This is a genomic window from Myxococcales bacterium, assembly GCA_016716835.1.
Classification (GTDB): Bacteria; Myxococcota_A; Polyangia; order Haliangiales; family Haliangiaceae; genus JADJUW01.
The window spans coordinates 18258-40059 of the sequence record JADJUW010000005.1; the positions used below are offsets into that span (position 1 = coordinate 18258).

Below are 21802 nucleotides of genomic sequence, written 5' to 3' on the forward strand. Positions count from 1 at the left end.
GCGAACTAACGATTCATATTAACCCGATTTTCTGAAAGAGTTGAGCTTACAGATTTAGGCGCAAAGCTCTCCGCCATCGACTCCGTGGTCTTGTTCGGCGGGTCAACCTTCGACTCCTCCTCGACCCATTGAGACATGATGTTCATGCCGGTGGGCGTCGCCGAAGGGCTCACGGTCGGGATGAAGCGCGCCAGCGAGCTTGGGACTGGCTTGCCCTGGGCCATGGCGTTGGCAACGCGCTCCGCGAGCTGCACCTTCCATTCCATGTAGGTGTCTGGCCACATTTCCCCCACAGCCTCGACGGTGCCGATATTTTCCCACTGAGCGTTGGCAAGCACCTGGAGCGGCGTTTTCCATGCCCGCGAGTAGCCTGAATGTCTGGCGATGTCGGATGGCGAGAACAACGGCTTCACCGGGTTGAGCGACGCCGGCAGCTTCGATGACAGGAACTGCAACTGCCTCGACGTGCGCTCGACCACCTGTGGGGCAAGTTGCTCCGATGACCCGTACTGGTCGCGGATGATTTGCGCGACCGCGGCGCGAAACGCCTCGGGGTCGTTCGCTGCGTTGGCGATGGCGCGCAGCTCGCGGTCATTGTCATCTCCGCCAGGCGCCAGCGCCCTGGCAAAGCCAGATGAGCCAGCGATGCGCGTGGCATACCGGGTTGGCGCGTGAGACATGGCAGAAGATGCCGCACGGGCAATCCCACCCCCGTACTTTTTTACAGCAGCAGCGGCTAGCGTGACACCGGGGAAGTGAATTGCCGCGGCGAGGCCCACGGCGTTGATTCGGCGCAGCGTGTCGATGACGCCACCAAAGAAGCCCTTGGGGGCCTTCGAGTCAGCAAACGCGCTCGCACCAGCCTCGGTCGCGCTGTTCTGCGCCGCGCGCTTGTAGCCGCCCACGAACTTGCTTAGGTCCTCGGCGGCGACCTCCTGCTTGGCCGCGGCCTCGTACGCCTCGCGCTCGAGCTGCGAAGCCTCCGCCGTCTCCTTGAGGATGGCATCGCGCTTCGCCGCCACCGCTTCCGGCGACACCTTCTCGGCCTTCTTGCTGCGTATTGTCGACAGGCGCTCCTGCGCAATCTTGGCCCGCAGCTCTTGGGCGCGCGCCGTCGCCGAGTCCTTGCGCAGCTTCGCCTCCAGGATTTGCTCTTTCAGTGCCGCCACCCGGGCCGAGTCCGCCTGCTTGGCGGCGCGCTTCCGGGCCGTCTCGGCGACGCTGTCAACCTTGGCGCCGGTAACCTCGGCGGCCTGCGCCGCGGCCTTGTCCAAGTTCTCCTGCATCCCCGCCGGCAGGTCCTCGGTGAAGCTGTACTTGCTCACGTGACCCCAGGTCTTTTCCTCCCTGGCCGCGGACGCCACAGCTTCCTGCATCCGCCATGTCTCGTTATTGGTGTCAAAAGATTTTCGCGAATCGGGGACGTACTTGGAAATCTTTTTGTCTGCGACGCGGTGCGGCTTGGCCAGCTCCGAGATGACGTCCTTCTCCAGACGCTTTATAGCGTCCACAGACAGGGCGGATTCTCCCCGGCCACTGATGAGCGACTCGGCCTGCTTCCGCGGCATGTTAAGGATTTCGTCAAGCGTTAGCGCATCGTTGGGTCCCGCCTTGGCGAACTTCCCGTTCAGCCCCTTGCCGGGTCCAATCGACTTTACGCGCTCTGCCTCGGCCAAGATTGTCTCGATGATTTGAGCCGAGCGCGAAAGCTCTGGTCGGCGACCCTTGCGGACGAGAGCGTCCTTGGCCGACCGTGGCGCCATGGCCCTGCCAGGCGTGGCGTATTGCTCGCGAAGCGTGGCGCCGAGCCGCTTGACGGCGTCCGGGGTGAGCGACCCGCGGCTGCCATCGAGTAGCTTCACCGCCTCGTCGTGGGGCATCGAAAGGTACTCGTCGACCGAGATTGTCTCGAACTCACTCTTCTTAATGAACTTGCCGCCCACCCCGCGGCCAGGGGGGATTTTCATCTTCTCAAGCTCCGCCGCCCGCGCAATCAGCGCCTCGGCGGTCTTCGATTGGGCTGACTGGCCCGAGCCGCGCGCCTCGCGCAAAAGCGCCTCTCTGGTGCTAGCGGCCAGGCGCTCGCGCTCGATGGGCATGAAGTCCGCCCAGTCTGGGTGCTCGCCGCGCAAACGCACGCCGGCATCCTGCGACGCCGGGCCGTAGATGTACCGCTCGCCGTTGGCGCGCACGGGCTCCAGCTTCTGGTCGATGGTGTCGGCCAGCTCTAGGATGCGACTGCGCAAGCGAATCATGTCTTCGTTGCCGGCGATGTCTGACGCCCGCAAAATGCCGCGCCAGATTCTGGGCTCACCATCGACGCTGGGGGCAATGGGGAAGGCGTCGGATGATTTCTGGGTCACGCCGTTGCGGCCCAGGTCGCCAGTTTCCCACCCGGCGCGCCTGCCGAACTCGCGGCGCAAGCGGGTAAGCTCCGCCCATTCTGGCAATAAGTCCGCCTGCACAAACGCCGGGTCGCCGGAGTCAATACTGACAAGCTCTGCCTCCAGCCTATCCAGGTCGGCTTCGTGACGCGCGCTAAGTTTATCCACGGCTTTCATCTCCGGGATGTTTTCCATGAACTCCCGTGCCTGCCGGCGGGCCGCGCGGGTGTCGACCATTGGCAGATTGCGGCGCTCGACCAGGTCGCCGAGCGAAGCATAGGCGTCGTTGCCGTCGCCGCGGGTTAGCACAAGCAGGTCGTCAACTGGCGTTGGCGACACCAGCGTTGAGTCGATTGCATCGTTCCCAATGGTTTGCTTCACGAGGTCATCGGCACTGGGGAATAGCGGCCCCGCCTCGTCGCTGTAGCGGATGGCTTCCGTCCCGCGCCGAGCTTGCAGCGCACGGCCTTGTAGCGTGTCGCCAAACTTCGTCGGGCCGTATTGCTCCAGCGGTCCGATGAACTCCGACGCCGGGATTTCCGACGCTGTGCGAGTCGCCGCCGTTTTGGCTTTCTTGCCAGCCGCTAGCTTGCCCAGCGCGCCGCCAAGCCCGAAGCCAGCGATGGTTTCCAGCGCGAGCGCCTCGGCAGCGAACGGCTTGTCATGGACGACTTTCTCGATGGCACCGCGGGTGGCGCCGTAAGTGAGCGCCTCGACGCTGCCCTCGATGGCACCGCGCGCAAAGGCGCTGCCAGCGATACGGGAACCCATCGACGTGGCCTCGAACGCTTTGACGGCGCCAAGGCCGGCGCGGGTTGACATGGCGCCAGCGCCGCCAGCAAGGCCCGCTGTGCCGGCAACTGCTCCGCCAATGAGTGCGCCACCGGCAATGCCGCCGATTTCACCACCGGCAGCAAGGTACGGATTTTCCGCGGCGCGGTCGCCTGAGTACTCATCGAAGCCCTGCACGAGCCCGGCAGTCGCGCCACGCACCGCACCCTCGCCAAACGCTTGCAGGTTCTGCCCCTGCATGTTCTGGGCGTGTCCCTCGCGAACAGCTCTGCGCGTTCCAAGCGTTGGGTCAACGGCGATGACTGCGTTCGGGTCATCACTGGTCGTCTGGTTTCCGTACTGGTCCTGGGCGGCAATGCCGGGCTTTGCCTGGCCGTCAACAATGACGCCGCCGAGTTGCAGATATGCGTCGGCAAATTCGCGGCGAACGCGAACTGATTTGCCATCCGGCATCAGGATTGTAATCATTTGCTAGCGCCCGCCTTTTTAAACGTCTCTTCCATGGCGCGCCTCATGGAGCCGCGCTCATCCGGAAACTCTCCAAGCTCGCGCAGTTGCCGGTCGATTTCGTTGGCGATTTCCATGCGACTCATCCTGGCTGTCTTCTTTTTCCAGTCATCGCCAAAGATAGTGCGCATCAGCCCATCGCTTGGCATCGTGACCATGAACTCGGATTGCTCCCATGCCTTGGTTTCTGGGCCAATCTTGCTCATTCGGAAATGGCGAGCCGCTTTCTTGTATTGGTCGATTGTGCTCTTGATGGACCCGTCTTCCACAGGAGTAGCCTCAACTGCGCGCAGTCGTGTTTCAAGAGCACTGAGCAGCTCTTTTTTACCAGGAGCGTCGCTGGGTAGGCTGTGGGTTTTGCTGAACGCAGTCGCCAGCTCCTCACGCATCCTAGCCTTTGATTCTTTTGTCAGCGTACCGCGTTCCCCGCTTTGGCTGACCCACGCCTGTTCCGATGTGTAAGCCTTTCCGGATGGCGTGCCCTCCAGCGCCCTCGACATAAAAGACGACAGAAGGCCGCCGCCACCGGCAGCCGGCAGCGGTTGCTGCACCTTCCTGACTGCCCTATTCCCATTTTCGTCAATATACGGAACTTCCACTTCTTCTGTCGACTGACCTGAAAGAGCGGTTGCCGTCTGCATCGACTCCGCCTTCTCAAACTCCCGCTTTCTGTCCGCAGCAGAGTCAGCAAGCTCCCTACCGGTCATCCATTTTGGCATCGGGTCGTCGACGTGAATCGCCGGCCTGATTTTGGTCATGAATGAGTCGCGAGCCAGAGCGTCGCCTATGTCGAGCATCTTTCTAACGTCAGCGACATCGATTCTCATCGTTCTGATTTTGTCGATTGCTCCACCACGAAACTCAAGGATAAAAGCCCCGTTGCCAATGGAGACATCCTGGTCAGACAGGCGACCATCGTCGCGCCGCTTTGCAATCGTAAAGGCGATGTCAACCAAGGCTGCGCCAAGCTCTGAGTCCTTGGTTATGAGCGCGGGCAGCTTCCCATCTGGGTATCCGGCGAGGGCCGTGTATGCGCGACCATGAGCACGCGCGCTGGTGTTTGCGTTGTCGTTCACTTCTACGATGATTTTGTTGGCTTCTTTGAGGTCAGGGTTCGGCCTGACGTACTGCACGCCGCCACTCGTCGTGTAGGCGCCCGTCGTCACGTTTGCCACGGGGATTGCGCCCGGAGGCGCCGTGCCAGGCGCCGTTCCTCCACCGCCGCCACCGCCACCGCCACCGCCGCCACCGCCGCGACGCGCTCCGCCGGCAGACATGGCCAGCTTTTGCTCCGCGAGCTGTAGCTCATCGAGTTGCATGGTCTGAGCCAGAAAGGTGTCACTGGCCTTGGCTGACGTCTCGGCGACAACTGTCGCTGCTTTCAGGGTCGCTTCCTTTGCATCGGCTGACGTGGCAGCACTGGTGGCGTCGACCATTGCCATCTTGTAGAGCGACACGTACCGCGACTGTTTCATCTTGTAGCGACGCTCAAGACTGTCACCACGCAGCGCGATGATGTCGCGTACACTCTTGGTTCGCTCGCGCGCGGCGCCAAGCTCACGGGACATACGGCCTTCCTGCAACGCGATGTCGCGCTCGATGTAGGCGTCGAGCCGCGCGGTTATCGCGGGGACTTCTTCGGGCTTAGAGAGGGCTTGAAGGGCCGCGACAATGAAGAAGAGGGCTTTTTGGCCGTCTGACTGGTTTTCCCAGAAACGCTTTGGGTCTGGTTCACGCGCAGCCAGTTGCGCAACTTCTTCGTCGGCCTGAGCGATTCGGTTTTCTGCGAAAACTCGGATGCTGGCTTGCTCTTGGTCAAACCTTTCAGCTTCGGCGGCTTGCTTCTCATGTAGTTCTTTCTCGGCGATGGCCGACAGCTCGATGGCGTTCAGGCGCTCTTCTTTAATCAACTCTTGCTGCTTGAGCAGTTCTCTTTGCGCTTCTAGCTTCGAGACGAGGGAGGCGCCAGCAAAGTCTCTCTTTGTCTCAACGTCGGCGTACTTCGGGACAAGCGCATCGGCGCTAATCGAGAGCGACGTGTTGCCTGACTCGGAAACGGCTGGGTCGGTCGGCGCGACCGGGGCAGCGACCGGCTGCTCCTCCTGCATCTCGACTTGACCTGGCGTCGTAACGACTTCGCCGGCACCAGGCGCAACCGTAACAGGCGGCAGTTGCTCCGCCTCGGTGACGCCTTCCACTGGCAGGTCCGATGGGGCCGCCACGGGGGCGTCGATTTGCTCCTGTGGGGTGTCAGCCGGCCCAGGGCGCACGGCCCCGCTGAGGACCGCGGCCAGCGACTCCTCGTTGATTTCGTCAATACTCTTTGGGGCAAACGGGCGTTTCTGCCCGGTCACCGCGCCTCGGAGGTCTTCGCCAAGGGCGTCATAGATGCCCATTAGTAGTTCCCCCCGTTGTAGCTAGCGCGGTTGCGGCGCTTGGCCTCGTCGTCGTCTCCGCCGCCACCGGATTGCGAGATGTCCCACGCAGCCTGGCCAACCTGCGCTGGCACGGCGAGCTTGTCGAGCGGGTTCTTCGCGTCTGGCGTGCCCTTGATGACGTTGAGCTCAAGCTCTTCGCGGGCGCCCTGTGCGGACTGCGCGCTGCCAATGACGTTGGCCAGCGCCTGCCGCGCGCGTGCCTGCTCATCCGCTTTCGCAGCGAGCCCGCCCTGGTGGCCGGCGGCGACGTTGATTCGAGCGGCGTTTTGCGAGTTGAGTACAGACGCGACGCTGCCGCGGCCCGTCGACGCCAGGCCGCCGAGGCGTGCATTACCGTGCTTGACTTCGCGCATGGTCTGGCCGTACGCCTGGCCCTTGCCGTTTGCCGTGCGTTCCAATGAGCGAATGAGCGACGCCCGGCTGTCATCAAGCGCGTTGAAGCCCTGGTTTTCTGCTCGAGTCCCCGCTTGATACAACTGACCGTTCGATGGGCTGGTCGGTCGAACAGCAGGCGCCGGGGCCGGGTAGCCGCCGTAGTTGCTGCCTTGCGGTCGCGGGCGCGGTGGCCGGCCCTCGTCGTCTTCTTCGTATGGATTGTTGTAGCCCGCCATGGAGTCCTCCTATTATTTCCCGAACATTCCAGACAGGGCGCTCGCGGCGCCGCTGACGGCCCCTTTGAGAACCGAGCCCTTTTTGCCACGGGCATCTTCGTACATGCCGGCAGCTTCGAGGCGTAGCTGCTTGCGACGCAGCATGTCGGCTTCAGTCTGAGTCATGACACGGCCAGCGTCGGCCATGTTGCTTGTGCGCTCGGCGGCAACGTTCTTGCCAAGGACGCTCGCGAGCTTCTCGTCGGAGTCACGGAACATGGAGTCACGGATGCCAGCGGCGCCGCCGGCCTCGGCCACGCGAGCATCGCGGTTGATGTCGGTGCGGTCCATGGCAGCCTGTGCCGTCGACTGGTCGAATCCGCCCTTGGCAAGCGTACGCGCGAGCGCGTCTTGGCTGGCCCCATGTAGGCGCTCATAGCCAAACCGCCTGTCGCCAATCTGGCGCATGATGCTGTTTTGCTTTTTGTTGACAGAATTTTGCTTAATCGCACCGCCAAGTGCGCCAGCAGCTCCTGCGATGATTGCTCCCCACACCATATTAGAAATCCTCCGGGTCGACTGTATGTGCTGTGTATTTTGCTACGTCAACCATGACGTCTGCCGCCAGCGTGTGGACCTCGATCTTGCCGCTGTACTGGATTCCCCCGTCCTCAACGACAGTCAAGTCTACCACATGCCTGTGGGTGGACGCCTTACGTCTTCCAAGGTGGATTTGCCACCGGAACCCGATGCTATCCCGCTGGTTGGTGACGTAGTTGGACCGCACGGCCTTGATGACTTCTTCCGACTCGTCGTTGTCAAAGTCTGGATTCAGGTCGTACAATGTGTTCGATGTGATGGTTGTGAGCGCGCCGCCAGTGGTCCCGTCATAGCCATCCATCATGATTCTGCGAACGCTGGACACAACAAACCGACCGCCGTAGTTGCACCAGCCGGTGTCAATTCGGTAGGCCATTGCGCTGTAGTGCGCGTCGTCGTCTTCTGGCGATGGGATGAAGTGCGCGCCGCCGACTATCACAGCCCCAGCAAAACGCCCGTAAACCGGGCAAGCGACGCTGTTTGTGGCCCCGTCAACTAGCCATGAGCACCAGCGGTCGGCGCCGATGTCGTACACGAGGATATTGGCCTCCGTGCCCGTCCCCAGGGATAGAATAAGGCCGTAGCGCGTGGAGTAGTACCCGCTGGCGTTCTCAAAGTCGAAGCCGCTGGCCTTCGAGCCAATTTCGTTCACGCTGCCGTTGAACAGGATGCAACCATCCTTGTGCGGGATGATGAGCCCCGCCGGCGTCTCGATTGGAGCGCACGATGGGTTCACGCCCGACAGGATGTTGTAGTGGGCGAGCGAGAAGCCGCCGCCAGCTGCATCTGGAAGCCCGCCGTTGATGCCGAGCACCGCGCGGTCAGTCGCCACGAGGATGTCGTCTGCGTTTGGTGCGATTCCAATGATAGAGCCATAGGCGTACGGGATTTTGACAGCCACGTCGGGCAAGCACATCGGCAGCGCATCGTCGCCAAGCGGAATCTGTGATGGATAGACGGCGTCCTGCGTGGCGATGACTGGGCGGCCCTGCACAACGGCAATGCTGCGCATCCCGGCCATGTGATAGCCCTGGAGTGACTCGCCGCCGCCGGTTGGGTCGAGCGATGAGTTAGCGAGCAGCGTTGGCGGGATGCGGAAGTCCACGACCGACGCCGACCCAAAAGTGGATTCAGTCGTTGGGTCGTAGTAGCCGTCAGCGGTCACCGAGTCGAGATAGAAGAAGTCGCCAGCGCCGTTGGCAGGCGATGCGTTGCGGTAGACGCGAATCTCGCAGCCACCACACGTCCACGGGTTGTAGTAGAACGTCGCGGTGACGTCCTTGTCCAGTGCCGACGTAACATTGAGGATTTGTGTTCTGCCGGCAACGTAACTTTCTTTGCCGCCGCATGTAGCGACGATGACGGCGCGGTAGGAGACAATTGTGGACGCTGGCCAGTTGTTTTCGCGCGTCACGACACTACCCGACGTCGTGGCGGACGGCACCGGGCGGTCAGGCGACACGGTGATGACAGACTTGCCTGTGACATCGAGCGAGAATCCATGCGCAAACGATGTGACGCTGTGCCCAGTCTTCACGCACGACAGCGTGACTGTCTTGATGTCGAATAAAACGAACTGGTCTTGCTGGAGCATACCAGTCGTTGAGATTAGACCGCCGGCTGTCTCACTGAATGCTGGTCCTTGCTCATAGCTGCCAACGGGCAGAACGACATACCGCTCGTCAACCCACCCAGATAAAATGTTGTACATCCTGCTTTGCTCGGCGGCTGAGTGTCTCTCTGCGAGACTATTGAGTGTAGCTGACACATCTATCGCCTTGCAGATGAAAATGGCGGCTAACTTGTTGATCTCCTTGTTAGCAGCATACCCGTCTGATGGAAACGACTTAAATTCCCCAACTCGGTAGATGTTCTGGCCAATGCAAACGAGGCCGCCAGAGGATACGCCGGACAGCAGCCTGTAGTCGGATGCCGGCGGCCTGAATGGTTTTGTGTCAGCGTCGGAGTCATGGAATGTTCTCGGGAAGAACGCCGCCCCGACAATCGTGCTGCCTGACATCACGTACGCCCTGACCTGCGACTGACCATGGAGCGTGTACAGGTAGTCGCCATTCCACGTGGCCGAGTCTGGCGATGTGAACCCTTCTTCGCATAGAATGATGTTGTCGTTGCACGTGAGAGTCCTCGCGTCTACTGTGTTCGCTCCAGCGGCAACTTCATAGGACGCAACGCTGACAAGGGTGGACAGGTCTCGTCTATAGAACCCGATGTACTCCTGACTGTTCCTTTTTCCGAACGTGGCGATGCGCAGCTCCGTCTCGCACCCACTACTAATGCTCACTAGTTTCAGGCCATCGTTCGTCGTTGCGCCAATGCCTGTTCCGAACGCAGGGGTAATCGTCGCTTGCGTTGCAGCGTTAATTGTCGTCGGCGTAGACGTAGTTGAGCCAGTAAGTAGTACGGCATTTGAAACATCAAACCGGTACACCAGCAGCGTCGCCGCTGTCGACCCACCGTCTGACCTTGCCAGATACAGCGTTGTGCCGACAACTCGCGCATCCCACCCATGAACATACGGGATGTCAACGCCAGCGGTAGTTCGCAGCTTGAAGGCGTAAGACTTGCGACCAAATGACCAAAACAGCAAGAATCTGCTCGCCACAGAGTCGGCGGAGATATATATCGCGGTGCCAACGGCCCTGGTAACACTGGCGTCTGGGTACATTTGGTTGTAGCCAGAGTAGTTTCTGTGCGCGGGCTCGCTGACAACCTGGTGTTTGTGCAAGTGATACAAGCCGCCGCCACTGGCTGTCTTTCCGAGCGGCGCGCTCACGTACAAGTCATCGCCAGAGCCAGCGATGCTCGATGGGTAGATGGCGCCGAACTCCATCAGCTTTGTCGCGGCCTTTGGCTCCGGAATGTTCGTCGCGTGCCAGTAGGTCTTGATGGTCCGCTGCGTATCTGTGGCCTCACGCTTCAGCTCATAGACCACGCGGTGTGTACCAAGCCCAGGGTCAGGCATCGTGGACGTCATGATGCCAGGTTGGTTTCCGACGCCAAAGACGCGCTCGCCGTCCGTCGCCACGTTTGTGATTGTGACCGGCGTGTCTGATTCCGTCGTCGGCGGCAGTTCCACAAGCGGGTCGTAGCCAGCATTGATTGCCGTTGCCGCCGGCCTGCCAACCAGCGTATCACCGTCGTAGTATAGGTCGCGCAGCAGGCGCGGAATCATTGCCTGGTCCTTTGCACGGCCACGGCTTGTCACCTGGCCCTTTTGCAGGTCGAAGTAGACCGGCTTGTACCCCGACGAGTTGCTCATTTGACCCACCTGAGCTTCACGTCGCCGGCGGCGCTGGCCGTGACGTTCCAATAGGTTGTCGTGAACGACTGTAGTGACAGCGTGCCGGCCTCGTTGACGAGGATTTCGACGCCAGCTGGGATGCCTTGCTGCCGATGGCGGATGGTGTTCGCGCCTGACGCAAGTGTGACGGTCGTCGCCGAGCCCTTGTCTAGGGTTCGCGCGATGTTGCGCATGGCCCGCGTGGAAGCCCTGCCTGTGACGATAATGCGAGCCATTATTCTATCTCCCGTGTCGACACCCGGTGAAACATCCGCTCCCAGCTTCCGCCGAGCACCTTGCTCGATTGGAACATGTCGAGCGTGTCAGCTTCTTCGTTCATCCGCGAAACGGCGTCGTTGTAGAGCATCATGAGCCCATCGGTGTTCTCGTGGTCGCGCGCGAGCAGGCGAATGGCTGCCCACAGCGTAGGTATCTCTTCCCAGCCGCTTGGGAAGTAGATGAAATCATCCGGGTCAGCGAGCAGCGATGGCCTCGGCATCAACGGGATGTACCGGACGCGCATCGTGCCGGCTGTCGGCAGCGTGCCGTGCAGGTGAATGTTGTGCGCGAATGGGTGGTAGACGATCTGCTCCGTGTACTCCAGGCCGTACTCGGATGCGCCCTTGTATGGCGCCGCAAATGGGTTCGCGCGATGAATCGGGCGCGTCGATGAACCTGTGACGATTTCTATGGCAACGGTGCGCTCGCGAGCGTTCGAGGCGTAGGACGCGGCGCCGGTCAGCGTGATGTCCTGCGATGAAACGTACAGCCAGCTCAACCGGCGCAGCATCATCGCCCAGTACTTATTCATCCCGTAGTCCAGTTCACGGTTGATTTCGGAGTTGTCTGCGCGAATCTCCGCATTCTTGTAGTCGGCGTAGAACCTGACCATTCGTTGCATTTCAGCAATTGTTATCTCTCTCATGGTCGGACTCCTTGTCTACTAACGGCCTAAGTGATGCCGCCTGTTACCAAGCGGCATGGGTCAGCCCGTTAGCTATTCAAAGCCAACGCGGTCGGGTGCGCGGTGAATGACAAACAGCGCGTTGATGGTGTCACCAGACGCAGGTTCGTCAGCAGCGCCGGTATCGCTACAGAAGCGCATCGTGACGGTGCCAGCCGACACGTCGATTGCCTTCACCGATGGAATCCACGCAACCGTATCCGTCGTGGTATCAGCCGAGGCAATCGCCGAGCTGAAGAACGGGATGATGGCGTAGGCGCCGCGCAGGATGTGCGAAGCAATGGTGAAGGTGTACAGGTTGGTGTCGCTGAGGGCGCAGTTGACTGCGTCGTCACCGGCGGCAACCGTGGTAACGGCACCGGAAGCGCCGATAGTCACTTGCGCGGCGACGATAATGGTTCCGCTTTTTGCTGATTCAACTTTCTTGCTCATAAGTTCTCCTTAATTAAATGAATGAGGTATCCGAGACAGCAGCAACGCCGTTTTGGTATGGGTCAACGCAAACGAGTTGCGACCACGCACGCCAGCGATACTGCACGCCGTCTTCGTCGAGTTGGAAGGCATTGCCGTTGCCAGCGCCTTCGGTGATTTGAGCAGGGACGCCGCTCGACGTGTGGATGATTTCCCAGGTGTTGCGCTTCAGCAAATAGACGGCGTCGTCTGGGAACGAGGCGTCGACCATGAACGGAAGTTGACCGGCTGGAGTCACGATAGACAGCGGCTTACAGTTGATAGCAGCAGCCATTTTCGCGTCGTAAGGCATAACCTTGTTCCACTGACGCGAAGCGATTTTCGCGTAGGTGTTGAAGCTCATACCGCAAACGTCAGGGATGGAACCAACTTCCATCATGCGACCACCCAGCTCGAACAGCAGGTCGTCGATTGGAGCCGTCGAGCCAGTCAGGCGGTGGCCTGCGAGACGCTCCGGGTACAGGTCGCGGTTGTACGTCGAGTTGATGCGGGTCGTGCCGAGGCCGACCGTGGCAAGCGACGTTGGAACCGTGGTTGGAATCCAGCCAGCAACGCCACAAACGTTGTCGGTGCGAATGGGGCTACCAACAACACCCATGACGCCGCGAGCGCCGAGCAAAAGGCCCGATGTCGAGCCCGAGTACGCCGTCAGGACTGGAGCGCCCGAGACGGTGATGATGCCGGTGTTCCGGTCGACCGCGGTGACAGTTCCGCCAGCGGCGAGGTTGCCCGTAGGCACGCCAGTGGTGGAAAGGTCACAAACGACGAGAACGGTGTTCTTGGTGAAGAACCGGGTCATCGACTTGTGTGGGAGCGTGTAGTACAACGCACCAGATGGTGTGTTGATGTCGGCATACGCAATCTTGGCCAGCGCGCCCGAGCCGTTGCCAGCGATTTTGCGGGCGTACTGGGTGCCGAACCATTGGAGCGAGCCGTTCACCTGGTAGCGGAATTGCGCCGCGAACGCAGCGTCAGGGGACGCCGCGCGAGCGATGAACTCGTTGTCCAGGTTGAGCACCGAGTAGTCTTTCGACATTTTGGCGGTGAAGTTCGCCATACCAGTGCCGCGAGCAACGCTGTCAGAGACACCAACGCCAGCGATAACGTCGGCAAGGTTGTTACCGATGCCGTTAGCTGGGTCGAGCGAAACGGCCCAGGTATAGTCCTGGCCCGGCGCGACTTTTCGCTTCTTGAGGGATTTAACAAACGGACAATGCAGTTCAAAGTTCGCGTCGATTTGCTCGCGCTTATACGTCTTCTTCAGCGCACCATAGATGCGTGAGAGAACGTCACTAGACCCTGCATTGCCAAATGCTTCTACGTCATTGCCTACACTCGCCATATAAAAATCCTTTTTGCTCCGCTAAAGCGTTGGAGCGTTGTGGGATGACAGCGAGAAACAGGTTGACAGCAGGAAAGTTGATAAATGCACTTGAAGTCTACAATACTTTTCAATCTTCTTCCAGCATAGCCAGAATTGTGTCATCTGCGCTATCCGACATCACGTCCACATTGCGGCGCTGAGATACCGATGACGCCTCCTTGCGGTTCGACGATGGGCGGACGCCACGGCTGTTATTTGCCATGATACGGGCCGCGCGCTCCTCGATGGAAGCCAAGACCTTCGCGGGCGTGATGTCGGCGGCTGTAAGTTCCTCTCCCGCTTCCTCCGCCTCGATGGCCATTGCCGCCGCCTCGTCAAACACGGCCCTGGCGATTGCCCGGCGGTTGCCGGCGAACAACGCGGAGGTGTGCTCGTAGTTGTCAGCGTTCTCCAACAGCTCTTCGCTGACCTGAGTCTGGTAGGTGTTGAGCCGCGACTCGGCGACCATGCGCTGGTGTTCAGCACGGGATTCAGCCTCGCGCTCGGCGAGAGTGGCGCGGTATCGGGCCTCTTCTGCCTTGCGGGTCATCTTGTCCAGCGCCCCCTTCACTTCTGGCGGCGCATCGTCCTTGCCGGCGTAGAAGACAAAGGCGGCCAGCTCGGCGCGCTCCTCCTGCGATAAGGCCGAGATGACCTTTGGGTCATACAGGCTGCTCATCGACAGGCCCGCCTTCGCGGTGAGCTGCTCATTCATCGCGCGAAGCTCCTGAAGCTCCTCGTTCATTGACGTTAGCTTGGTCGACGCCTTCTCCTTGAAGCCCCGGAGGCGCTCCAGGTCCAGGCGTTCCGAGACATGAAGCTCATCGGCGCCCTGGTACTCGTCGTACTCCTCGTCGCCTTCCTCGGGCGCCTCGTCCGCAGTCTCCTGCGGTTCCGCCTCGGCCTTCCGGCCATTCTTCTTGGGAGGCCCGGAGACTTCACCGGATATTAGGTTGCCGCGCAGCTCGGCAAGGATTGCGTCGTCAGCGACGCTATCGTTATGCAGCTCTGCCGCGACGCCCTCGAGGGGTTGTTCGACCATTTCGTTCTCTTGCATGTCCATATTTCTGCCTTCTCCTTACGATTAAATGCCATCCGATGAACTGCCGCCGCCTGAAAGCGGGGCATTGAGTCCTTGTGCTGCGGCGCGCGAGACATTGGCGACCGGCATACCTTCGTCGGTCGGCATAGAGCCGGCCTGCGCGGCAGCGGCTTTGCCTTCCTCGATGCGGATTGCGCCGTCGATGAACTCGACAAACAGGGCGTAGATTTCCGGCGTCTCCTGCTGCACCTTGTATTGGCGGGCCAGCGCCATCGCTGACTTCACTTTTGGGATAATGACGTTCATTTCCATGAATTGGTCGGGGACGATGCGGTTCCCCTTCGAGATTTCGTCGATGATAAACATCGCTTCGTCCTCATGGGAAGACGAGCTGTACTTATTTGAGCCTTCGAGGTCGGGATTCGCAATCAGCTTGCGCGTCTCCGCGGGACCGCGCAGCAGACCCATCTGCGCCCAGCCCAGCACGGTTTCCGTGCGGAAGCTCGGCGACAGGGTGTCGAGCGCGGACTCCTCGATGAAGACCGTGTAGCGGATTCCATCCTTGGTCAGGTCCGGCCACTCGCGCTCCATGAGGCCGGCGCCGCGCCGGAAGTAGACCTTGTGCTTGCCCTTGCGCTCTTTGGAGATGGCAATGTGCCCGCCGATGATGTGCTTGGCCGCTGCCATGAATAGATTTTCGTACCGCATCGCGAACTGGTTGTGCCGCTCCGTGTTCTTGAAGGCGACCTCGCGCACCGCTGGGCCAGTCTCAATCCCACCCGGAATCTTGCTCTGGGTCGAGAAGTCACTGATACCCGTCTCCTGCATGGCCCGGTCGACGATGCGGTCAATCTGCGTGTATAGCTCTGGACTGATGACGTGCGGAACGTGAATGGTCGGCGGGCGTCCACCCGGCAGCTCCACGGTATCCATGTCGAGCCCGGCCACCTTGGACATCTTGAGCGAGCCCATGTTCGGGTCAACAAACGCCGTGGGCCGCACGTGGCGGCGCTGCATCTCAGCGATGAACTTCTCCAGCTCATCAATGCGAATCTGCTTGCCGGCGACGCGCTCCGTCAGTGAAACGCCGTAGAAGCCGCTGCGTGGGTTCTGGAAACGCAGGAACTCAACCGGGATGCAGCTATCTTCTTTCTTTTCACAGTGAAACATCACCTTGTCACAAAACTTCACGTAGGTGAGCTCACCCATGTACATGCGCCAGCCCTCGGAGATGATGACATCGCCGCGGCTGCCAGATGAGCCCCTACGGTCAATCTCGAGAATTTCTTCCTCCAGCGACGGATGTTCTTCGATGAGCTGCATGGGGTCGACGAGGCGGTCGATGAATACTTCGTTTGGGATGTCGATGGGCGAGCCAGGGTTGTCGTCGACGTACACCTGCCACGGCAGGATGCGTACGGCGTTGATGGTCACGTCGCCGGTCGAGATGAAAGAGCGACTATTGCCGCGCTCGAAGCGCAGCGCCGCGGTCCCGCAGACCAGGGCGTCGATGACCAGGTCGGGCGCAACCTCGTAGATGCCTGACTCCGGGTAGGTCGCCTTGATGCAGTCGTTGAGCTGCTCGGTGACACGCTGGGCCGTCCAGTTGCCGCCGCGCGACACCGTGCGAGGCATGGGGCGCTGCTTGCCGATGATGGCTGCCAGCGCGTCGACTAGCGTCGCGATTAGGTTCTGGCGGGGCACCGCGCCGGTCTGCGACGAGAACAGGAAGTGCGCATCGCGCTCCGAATCCCCAGTGGCAGCGCCGTTCTCCACCAGGTCTGCCGGCGTCCGCCCGTCGTACCATCGGCAGAAGGTGCGCATGTTGCCGCGCGCCCCACTGGTTGACTTCCGCAGCGCCTCGATGCGCTCTTTTGCCATCGAGAAGACGGCGTCGCGCCCCTCCTGGGTTTCGATGTCTGGCTCGTTCCACTTCGAGGCATCCGTGCCGTGGGCCATGATTTTCGACATGCGCTCATCGGTCATGCCGTCTGACGCGCCTTTGGATGTGTAGGATTCTACCAATGCCAGTTTTTTACTCATCGTCTTTGTCCTTTAGCTGCGCCAGTAGGCCCAATGGGTCATCATAGTTATACTTTGGGCCGACAGTTTCACCGCGAAAAATTGCTTCCTCGCGCTCGTCCAGGGTCATCCGCTTGGGCTTCGCGACCGGCGCATTGCTCTCGATGTGGCGGTTCTTAGCGTATCGGAAGCTGTAGATAGCGGCATCCGACAAGTCGTTCGGAAACCTGCGGTCCTCTGACTGCCTCGTCGTCCCCATGGTCTTCTTGTTCCACAGGATTGCCGACATTTCGTCGACCAGCGGCGACGATGGGTTGAGCCATACCAGCCCCGATGTGGCGGCGCGGTTAAATTGGTTAATGTACTCAATCTTGTTGTGCTTCTCGGCGCGAATGAAGGTGAGCCCGTATGTGCGCTGCAAGCCTTCCATGATAATCACGCCGCCGCCGCCTGGGTCACCAACGCGAGCTAGGACAGGCTTGGGCAGCGACGATTCCGCATCGCGAATCATCTGTGCAATCTGCTGCTCGGTGATTTCCCGGCGCTTGATTGACATGAACTCGTAGACTTCAGGCTCGGTGCGCTTGAAGGCCCAGATGACGAGGGCCGTGCCATCGTGAAACCCGAAGTCGGCGCCCATGATGAACTCAAACCCATCGGTGAAGTCCGGCGCGTTGGCGCCGTAGCAGTTGACATCGCGGGACACCATGAAGGTGTTGAGGTCGTTGGTTTCGACCCACTGACCCAGGTACTCGCGGCGCCAAATTGGGTTGTCGTCGGCCCAGCCAAAACGCTTCTTGCGCTTGAGCGCCGTCTCCCAAATGTGCGGCATCTTCGTGTTCTCTTTTGAAGTCCACGTGTGGAATTTCCACCGGTACGGGATTGCTGGTTTCTCTTGGCCGTGCTGCCAGTTGGAAACCTGCTCTGTCCCGTCCTCGGCCTCGATGGTCTTGGGTGGCGCGCATGTCGCCTCGTAGAAGTCGCCTTCGCACGGGCCTTCCGGCGTACCGGACAGCCACAGCGCCCCGCCGTAGTCGAGCAGGGCCGGCGGCACAACCACATCCGTCAGCATGTGGAACAGGTCGCGGCGGTAGACCATTGCTTCGTCGATGACCACGCGGTGATACTTGCGACCGCGCACCTTGCTGACTTCCGCCTCGCTCTCGGCGCCGCAGAGCACCATCATCGAGTCATTGGGGAAGCGAAACGTCAGCGACGTGCCGTTGGACTTGCAGCCCAGGCTGTAGTCCTTGTTGAGCGTGTGCATGTCTTCCCAGTAAATCCCTGCCGCGTGCGGCTTGGACAAGCAGAAGATAGCAACACGAAAGCCTGGTATCTCGATGCAGCTCGCCATGCAGGCGACGAGGATGGCGTACGACTTGCCACTTCGGCGTGGGCACATGACCGATACGAAATCATCCGACTCCACGGCCAGGCAGTACTGCTTGTGCGACAGCGTGCGCCGCATCGACTCCGCCTTGTGCGGGCTCGACAGCTTGCGCTGCTCCTCCTTGGAAAGCTGTGGCAGCGAGTGCTCGCGCAGCATCTCATCGAGCAGCTCGAAGTACTTGTCTTCGCTCGATTCCGGTTGCTGCTTCGAGCTCTTGCTCATTTTTCCTCTAGCTCGATGGTGAAGATTTTGTTCGTGTTCACCAGCACAGACCTATCGCTCCACGCAGGGTGGAGCAGGATGAACCCCGCGGGCGCATTTTTGAACGTAGCAACCCCGTGCCCGGCAGGTATCCAGCACCGCAGCGGCTTGCCAAGCACCTCTACAGTTCCGTCGAAGAAGACTTTGTCGATTCGCCGGGCGGGAGCTTCATTGGGCGTAGCAGGATGCTGTGGGCCTGGCCCAGCAACGTCCCGAACGCCTGGACGAATTGCGCCCGGTTGTGGCACGTGTACACCGGCAGCGGCCCCGCCGGCTTTAGCAGGCCCATCGCTAGGCTTATCTGTTGGTTGTGACTGTTTGTTTGTCCTCGGATGTGACACCAATGCACGACACCTTTCCGCAGGATTCGCCCCGCGATGTCCATATCTCTCGGCTGCTCTAGCACGCCGTACCCTAGAATCTTCTTGTCTGGCCCCTCGGCCACCGTGACGATGCTCCGCTCGATGATGCGCCGCAGCAGCTCGCGGTGGGGGTCATAGAACAGGTCATCCGGCATGAAGGCGTTGAGCCTGCGCAGGGACGCCAGCCATGACTTCATGATGTACGGGACATCCTCGACCATTGGTCCCCTGATAACGAAATCAGCCATTGCCTGGCTCGCCTTCTAGCCAATCAGACGGTGGCACAATCTCCGATGTCGTCTCTTCCTCGAACTTATCGAACGGCATCGGGCGCTCCACCTTGGTCACGACGCTGGCGGCGTTGCGCCGGTCCCACGCTTCGTCTTTCTGGGCCACGGCGTCGTCCACCAGGTCCTCGACCTCGGCCACTGTTGCTTCATCGTCCATGTCAAATTCTTCCATTCCAACTTCGACTAGCTCCTTGCTCACGGGAGCATCATTCAGCACAGCGTTCACTTCCGCCGGCAGCTTCGAGCGACTCGGCATTGCCTTGATGACCGTCGCATCCCGGATGTAGGGAATCGCCGCCAGTTGCATGACCTTGATGCGGTCCTCTTCCGGCGCGGAAGACAGGAACTTCGCCATCATACGCAGCCGGTCATACGAACTCATTTTCATCAACGTCTGTTGGGTGTCACTCTTGATGCTCTTGAGCATCTTGATGAGCCCCTCGTAGACCTTCGATACCTTCGCAATCGAAGACACCAGGTCTTTGTCATGCACGGTGTCGTCGACCGCCATGCGCTTGTAGACCTTCGACAGATGCCGCAGCATGTTGCGCGCCGTGTTCGACAGCCGCTCAATATCGCCGACCAGGCTCAGGTCACCGCGCCCATCCCGCACCAGGGCTTTGCGCTTAAAGGGCAAGCATGTGTCGCACCCTGCCCCCACATCGTTCACCGAGACTTCGCACACCTTGCACCTAAGCATGGGGCTCGCCTTCCTCATCCTCAGCAGCTTTCAACAAGTCCTGTAGCACGACCCCCGCCTGCTCTTCGGTCATGCTCCACAGTGCCATCATGGCCCCTTTCTTGGGCTTATATAGCTTGGTCATGAGCGCCATGAGCTGGGTGCGGTTGCTCTTAATCGGCCCCGTCGCGGGCATTGACCGCTTACGCTTCATGCCTTCCCCTCGCGGACGATGTCGTCGTTGTAGGACATGCCGGTCTTCCAGTTGCGCCTCTCGCCGATGTCGGCGTGTACGAAATTCTTGTACCCGGCGAGCCCGCCGATACCTATCTGCCCAGCATCTCGCAGCACCCGCAGCCGCATAAACACTTCCTCCGGGGCCATCGACTGCACCGTGAAGTCCACCGCCATGCCGAGCATGTGCCGGCTGTCGCTGGAGCCCTTCACCTGCATGTTGTAGGCGGGGGTGCGATACCAACTGTTCACCGTGATAGGGTTGTCGCCCATCGCCTCGCGGATGGCTTCCATCATCACCGCGGCCTTGCGCGCGTTCTCCAGCGCCTTGCCGGTGGGCAGCGTCCGCTCCCGGTCCCTACAGGCGACCTCCCGCCAGGTGAAGTGCGCACTGGGACCGCTAAATTCCGTCGCCGTTGGCGTTATCCGCCGGGTGATTAGATTCATCAACGCTGTAAACATGTCGCTCCTCGGCTAGTTGTAGAAATTCGGCGGATTCGAGTACAGCAAAACAACCGACGCGTTCTCCGCCATGAAGGGTTTGATGCGCCTCATGAGCTCGTCCCGCTCTATCGGACCCTTGGTCGCATAGATTAGCTTCTTGAACTTCCGTAATGGCTTCTGCCCCAGGGTGTAGTGGGGGACAATCGACTGCATGTCCCTGTCTTCCACGGGCTCATCGAGCACCACACAGGCGTTGATTCCTTGGCTCACCGCCACCAGGGCGCCCCAGATGTACTCCGGGTCCACGGACTCTTCCGCGGACGGGCTCCACAGCCCATCGGGGAACCGCTCCTTGAGCATCTCCTTGAACCGCGCCGCGATGGACTCGGCCTTCTTGACGGTATCTATCACTTCACACCCCGCGCGCGGCGCATCGAATGGGCGTGGGACACATTCTCGCTGCGGGTTACCCACTCCAGGTTCGCCACGCGGTTGTCTAGCTTGTTGCCATTGCGGTGATTGACTTCCAATGGACGCAGCGCGTCAGTGTCCCGCTCGTGGAATGTCTCTGCAACCAGCCGATGCACGTAGACGCACTTGCGCTCGGGCATCCGCACGTTGACCTTGGCATACCGTCCTGGCTCCGCCGTCTGCGCTAGACGTGCAAAGTACGCCCCTTTATCTGCCCACACATCGCCACACTCGTGGATTAGGTAGGTCGGGTTGGTGGGCCAGGGTTTCACGGGAACTCGATTATTTGATTTCAGCATTGGTAATCAGAAAATCATCATCGCAGCAGAATTGCAAGTACACCGGGGATGAATCAATGGGCGTTATCTTGATGACCACGCGGTCCTTGAAGTGAATCGACCACTGTACGCCATCCCGTGTCGTCTCAATGGTTACATCTCGATTCAGCGACTTCGTCTCTATCCACCGACGCACCCACTGAATCGCCCACGGCGGCGCGAGGTACTTCGTTCCGTTGACCGTGATGGAGTCGCCGTCAATCCTGACGGCTTGCATCACTTGCCCCGGAGTTGCTTGCTTAGTCGCCCCACCGTGCCATCCGCTTTCGCGTCAAACACCTGGTTGACCGCGGCCCGGGTGTTGAGCTTCGCGACTAGCCAGGCGAGGACCGCCGAGATTTTCGAGAACACACCAAGTAGCTTGTCATCCAGCTTGGTGTTCGTCAGCGGGGCGATGAGCGCAAGCAGCGCGCCTAGCGCACCGAGGATTGCGAGCGCCTTGGGTCCGTATTCCACGACGTAGCCGATGATTTGTTCAAGCATGGGGAAACGCTAACATGGGGAAAAAGACCGCGCTACGGCGACGCTGTGGGCCTCTGTGTGGAAGCCGTGGGGAAGCAGGGGTGGAAAATCTAGGGGGAACGGGATTCGAGTGGGGGGTAGCTCCCCTGGGCAGATAGTCACCAGCGGGTGGGGGAGTCTACGCCACGTGTGGTGCGGGGTGGAAATTGGGGAGACTACACGTGAGGTAGGTGGGATGGGTTGGGCAAAATTATGGAGACTACATGTGAGGTATCGCTGCGCTCGCCCCCCGGGTAAACCCGAAAAGGGGGAGGGGGGGGTGCTCTCGCTTGCAGCTTCGCACCTTCCCCAACGCAGCGGTGGCCATGGCCGCTCCGCTTCCACCGCTGCGCAGCGT

The 21802-nt window shown here is 60.4% G+C and carries 18 protein-coding genes and 1 pseudogene; all 19 read right to left on the bottom strand.

Translation table 11 applies throughout. The annotated features are described in order from the left end of the window. Positions 1-5: 5 nt before the first annotated feature. Positions 6-3644, bottom strand: coding sequence for a hypothetical protein (locus IPL79_20120; GenBank protein MBK9073283.1), 3639 nt, complete (start codon positions 3642-3644; stop codon positions 6-8). Next, complete coding sequence (locus tag IPL79_20125) at positions 3641-6079, bottom strand: hypothetical protein (protein ID MBK9073284.1); 2439 nt, start codon at positions 6077-6079, stop codon at positions 3641-3643. The genes IPL79_20120 and IPL79_20125 overlap by 4 nt, the downstream gene beginning before the upstream one ends. Next, on the bottom strand, positions 6079-6732 hold the full coding sequence (locus tag IPL79_20130; protein ID MBK9073285.1) for a hypothetical protein: 654 nt from the start codon (positions 6730-6732) through the stop codon (positions 6079-6081). Before IPL79_20130 ends, IPL79_20125 begins: the two co-directional genes overlap by 1 nt. A 12-nt stretch (positions 6733-6744) precedes the next feature. Next, positions 6745-7179, bottom strand: coding sequence for a hypothetical protein (locus IPL79_20135; protein MBK9073286.1), 435 nt, complete (start codon positions 7177-7179; stop codon positions 6745-6747). A 91-nt stretch (positions 7180-7270) separates the two neighbouring features. Beyond that, complete coding sequence (locus IPL79_20140) at positions 7271-10591, bottom strand: hypothetical protein (protein MBK9073287.1); 3321 nt, start codon at positions 10589-10591, stop codon at positions 7271-7273. Continuing rightward, the gene (locus tag IPL79_20145; GenBank protein ID MBK9073288.1) at positions 10588-10848 is read right to left on the bottom strand and encodes a hypothetical protein; all 261 of its coding nucleotides are present in this window, start codon (positions 10846-10848) and stop codon (positions 10588-10590) included. The genes IPL79_20140 and IPL79_20145 overlap by 4 nt, the downstream gene beginning before the upstream one ends. Beyond that, positions 10848-11513: a hypothetical protein gene (locus tag IPL79_20150; GenBank protein ID MBK9073289.1), complete on the bottom strand. Its 666-nt coding sequence runs from the start codon at positions 11511-11513 to the stop codon at positions 10848-10850. Before IPL79_20150 ends, IPL79_20145 begins: the two co-directional genes overlap by 1 nt. A 96-nt stretch (positions 11514-11609) precedes the next feature. Continuing rightward, positions 11610-12008 (bottom strand): hypothetical protein, encoded by a 399-nt coding sequence (locus IPL79_20155; protein ID MBK9073290.1) that lies wholly within the window; start codon positions 12006-12008, stop codon positions 11610-11612. Positions 12009-12021: 13 nt separating this feature from the next. Continuing rightward, a complete protein-coding gene (locus tag IPL79_20160) occupies positions 12022-13389 on the bottom strand; it encodes a hypothetical protein (GenBank protein ID MBK9073291.1) in 1368 nt (455 codons plus the stop codon). Between the two features lie 109 nt (positions 13390-13498). Next, positions 13499-14473 carry a hypothetical protein gene (locus IPL79_20165; protein ID MBK9073292.1) on the bottom strand — a complete coding sequence of 325 codons (975 nt, stop codon included), beginning with the start codon at positions 14471-14473 and terminating at the stop codon, positions 13499-13501. A 21-nt stretch (positions 14474-14494) separates the two neighbouring features. Beyond that, a complete protein-coding gene (locus IPL79_20170; protein ID MBK9073293.1) occupies positions 14495-16495 on the bottom strand; it encodes a hypothetical protein in 2001 nt (666 codons plus the stop codon). Then, positions 16488-18086 carry a hypothetical protein gene (locus IPL79_20175; protein MBK9073294.1) on the bottom strand — a complete coding sequence of 533 codons (1599 nt, stop codon included), beginning with the start codon at positions 18084-18086 and terminating at the stop codon, positions 16488-16490. The genes IPL79_20170 and IPL79_20175 overlap by 8 nt, the downstream gene beginning before the upstream one ends. A gap of 160 nt (positions 18087-18246) precedes the next feature. Then, positions 18247-18708, bottom strand: a complete 462-nt coding sequence (locus tag IPL79_20180; GenBank protein MBK9073295.1) for a hypothetical protein — start codon at positions 18706-18708, stop codon at positions 18247-18249. Positions 18709-18727: 19 nt separating this feature from the next. Further along, positions 18728-19414, bottom strand: coding sequence for a hypothetical protein (locus IPL79_20185; GenBank protein ID MBK9073296.1), 687 nt, complete (start codon positions 19412-19414; stop codon positions 18728-18730). 55 nt (positions 19415-19469) lie between these two features. Further along, positions 19470-19670 carry a hypothetical protein gene (locus tag IPL79_20190; GenBank protein ID MBK9073297.1) on the bottom strand — a complete coding sequence of 67 codons (201 nt, stop codon included), beginning with the start codon at positions 19668-19670 and terminating at the stop codon, positions 19470-19472. Continuing rightward, positions 19667-20137 (bottom strand): DUF882 domain-containing protein, encoded by a 471-nt coding sequence (locus IPL79_20195; protein MBK9073298.1) that lies wholly within the window; start codon positions 20135-20137, stop codon positions 19667-19669. The genes IPL79_20190 and IPL79_20195 overlap by 4 nt, the downstream gene beginning before the upstream one ends. A gap of 27 nt (positions 20138-20164) precedes the next feature. After that, positions 20165-20745: pseudogene (locus IPL79_20200) on the bottom strand (HNH endonuclease). Between the two features lie 142 nt (positions 20746-20887). Further along, positions 20888-21163, bottom strand: a complete 276-nt coding sequence (locus tag IPL79_20205) for a hypothetical protein (GenBank protein MBK9073299.1) — start codon at positions 21161-21163, stop codon at positions 20888-20890. Next, a complete protein-coding gene (locus IPL79_20210; protein MBK9073300.1) occupies positions 21160-21426 on the bottom strand; it encodes a hypothetical protein in 267 nt (88 codons plus the stop codon). The genes IPL79_20205 and IPL79_20210 overlap by 4 nt, the downstream gene beginning before the upstream one ends. Positions 21427-21802: the final 376 nt, after the last annotated feature.